The 2,590-nt window shown below is 60.1% G+C and carries 5 protein-coding genes; 4 read left to right on the plus strand and 1 reads right to left on the minus strand.

The window, feature by feature from the left end; translation table 11 throughout:
- Nucleotides 1-161, minus strand: a 161-nt coding sequence (locus tag EOC06_RS45160; RefSeq protein ID WP_164898693.1) for a hypothetical protein, incomplete at its 3' end; no start/stop codon positions are given.
- 200 nt (nucleotides 162-361) lie between these two features.
- On the opposite strand from EOC06_RS45160, the gene EOC06_RS22595 reads away from it, so the two are divergent.
- From EOC06_RS22595 to EOC06_RS43185, 4 genes are all read left to right on the plus strand, one after another.
- Entirely contained in the window at nucleotides 362-634 is a 273-nt protein-coding gene (locus EOC06_RS22595) for a DUF4164 domain-containing protein (protein WP_013529251.1), read from the plus strand.
- An 11-nt stretch (nucleotides 635-645) separates the two neighbouring features.
- Nucleotides 646-1,011, plus strand: coding sequence for a cell division protein ZapA (locus tag EOC06_RS22600; RefSeq protein WP_128308830.1), 366 nt, complete (start codon nucleotides 646-648; stop codon nucleotides 1,009-1,011).
- Nucleotides 1,012-1,231: 220 nt separating this feature from the next.
- The gene (locus EOC06_RS22605; protein WP_127260439.1) at nucleotides 1,232-1,891 is read left to right on the plus strand and encodes a peroxiredoxin; all 660 of its coding nucleotides are present in this window, start codon (nucleotides 1,232-1,234) and stop codon (nucleotides 1,889-1,891) included.
- 143 nt (nucleotides 1,892-2,034) lie between these two features.
- Nucleotides 2,035-2,590 (plus strand): MBL fold metallo-hydrolase (locus tag EOC06_RS43185; protein ID WP_245469918.1); only part of this gene is annotated, 556 nt, incomplete at its 3' end.

Genomic DNA, 2,590 nt, shown 5'->3' on the forward strand with positions numbered 1-2,590 from the left:
GGCAGGCCTGGATGGCCGGAATTTGCCTTCTCGACGGCGTCCATGGAGAGAAAGCGGATCGCATTGGCCATCCGGTCATGTTGTTCACGCGACGTCATGGTTCCTCCAGAAGTGGGGGTTTGGGGGCTTGGGAGAGCCCTTGAAAAGGGTGCGCGACACATAGCAGGCGCGGGCTTTTAGTCAACAAATCGGGTGCACATTTGCCGGTCTTGTGATGCCGGCGGCGGACCTACATTAGCGTTAGCGGGGGACAGTCGCGAGAGCTTTGTTGACGTTGCCTTCACCCGGTGCCTAATGTTTCAGGGATAACGCGTTCTGAACGTGAACGATTCGGTGATGGGCAGGGCACAGGACGAAGGCCATGACCGGGGAAGCCACACTCAAGGAAGTCATCGCGAGGCTGGGCAAGGCCATCGAGGGGCTGGAAAACGCCGTCGCGGCCAAGCTCGAGCATGAACGCGACTACTCCGAAGCCGAGGCCGAGGTGCAGCGGATGAATGCCGATCGCTCGCGGCTGGCGCAGGAACTCGATAATTCCGAAGCGCGCGCCGAACGGCTGGAAGATGCCAACAAGGAAGTCTCGCGACGTTTGGTGACTGCCATGGAAACCATCCGCGCCGTGTTGGACAGATAGGAGCTGGCCCGATGGCACAGGTCACGGTTTCAATCGACGGCAAGCAGTATCGCATGGCCTGCGACGAGGGCCAGGAAGAGCATCTGATCAACCTTGCCGAACGCTTCGACCGCTATGTTTCACACCTGAAGGACTCGTTCGGCGAGATCGGCGATCAGCGGCTGACCGTTATGGCCGGCATCATGGTGATGGATGAACTCTCGGAGTTGCAGAAACGCGTCAAGGGCATGGAAAGCGAAGTGCTGACCTTGCGCAAGACCCGCGACGAGGCTCTGACCAAGGCCGACAAGAGCGATAGCGTGCTCACCAATGCGCTCGGCGCGCTGGCACAGCGCATGGAAGACCTGACTGTGACGCTGGCGGTCAACAAGAGCTGAGACAGAACCTTTCCTGTCCAGCCCCAGGCTCTCATCCGCGCGCCGCGCATTCGGCAGCATAAAAATGCTCGCCTGCCGCCGACAAGAGTTTCATATTATCTTGCAGCCACGATTTTTGCGCTAAGATGCAACGATGCCGGGCGGGACAGCTTGATGGTGGCGTGGGTTGCCGCGTGCCGTTCCTCGCTGCCGACGGTTCCGTTTACAGGGGAGATGTACCATGAGCCTTCGTATCAACGACATTGCGCCGGATTTTACCGCCGAGACCACGCAAGGGACGATCAAATTCCATGACTGGATCGGCGACGGTTGGGCGATCCTGTTCAGTCACCCGAAGAATTTCACGCCGGTCTGCACGACCGAGCTTGGCACGATGGCGGGGCTCGAAGGCGAGTTCAAGAAGCGCAACGTCAAGATCATCGGCATTTCGGTCGATCCGGTCGAAAGTCACGGCAAGTGGCAGGACGACATCAAGACGGCGACCGGTCATTCGGTGAACTATCCGCTGATCGGCGACAAGGACCTCAAGGTCGCCAAGCTCTACGACATGCTGCCGGGCGGTGCCGGCGAGACGTCGGAGGGCCGCACGCCCGCCGACAACGCCACAGTGCGCTCGGTCTACGTCATCGGACCGGACAAGAAGATCAAACTGGTGCTGACCTACCCGATGACCACGGGGCGCAATTTCGATGAGATCCTGCGCGCGGTCGATTCCATGCAGCTCACCGCCAAGCATCAAGTGGCGACGCCGGCGAACTGGAAGCAGGGCGAGGACGTGATCATCACCGCGGCCGTTTCCAACGAGGATGCAATCAAACGCTTCGGCGCTTATGAGACCATCCTGCCGTATCTGCGGAAGACCAAGCAGCCGTCGGCCTGACCGCTCGGAACAGTTTTTGGCTTTCCTGTCGCCGCGAGCGAAAGGATACTTGACTGGCTCACCCGAGCGGACAACCATGCTCCTTTCGGATGCCGTCAGAGAAAATCATTCCTGCCGGCTAAGGGGTGTTGGGGAAGCCGGAATTGGACGTAGCTTTGGCCAGGCCGCAGGTCAGCGGCTTCTATGACAAGCCGACCGGCGCCATCCAGTATGTCGTCGCCGACCAGGCGACGAAGCGATGCGCCATCATCGATCCGATCCTCGATTTCGACGAGAAATCCGGTGCCACGGCAACGACGAATGCCGATGTCCTGCTCGACTTCGTCAGCGAGCAGGGACTGAGCGTCGAATGGATCCTCGATACCCATCCGCATGCCGACCATTTCTCGGCGGCGCATTACTTGAGAGAGAAGACCGGCGCGCCGACGGCGATCGGCGACAGGGTCATCGAGGTCCAGAAACTGTGGAAAGCGATCTACAACTGGCCGGATTTTCCCGCCGACGGTTCGCAGTGGGACAGGCTGTTTAGAGAAGGCGAAACCTTCCAAGTGGGTACCCTTCCGGTCAAGGTGCTGTTCTCGCCCGGACACACGCTGGCCTCGATCACCTATGTGATCGGCGATGCCGCCTTCATCCACGACACGCTGTTCATGCCCGACAGCGGCACGGCGAGGACGGACTTTCCCGGCGGCAGGGCCG

The sequence above is a fragment of the Mesorhizobium sp. M7A.F.Ca.MR.362.00.0.0 genome, from assembly GCF_004023175.1.
Lineage (GTDB): Bacteria > Pseudomonadota > Alphaproteobacteria > Rhizobiales > Rhizobiaceae > Mesorhizobium.

Excerpts from the sequence above, each read along its gene's own strand:
- EOC06_RS22595 (WP_013529251.1), top strand. The coding sequence starts at position 362 with ATGACCGGGGAAGCCACACTCAAGGAAGTCATCGCGAGGCTGGGCAAG.
- EOC06_RS22600 (WP_128308830.1), top strand. The coding sequence starts at position 646 with ATGGCACAGGTCACGGTTTCAATCGACGGCAAGCAGTATCGCATGGCC.
- EOC06_RS22605 (WP_127260439.1), top strand. The coding sequence starts at position 1,232 with ATGAGCCTTCGTATCAACGACATTGCGCCGGATTTTACCGCCGAGACC.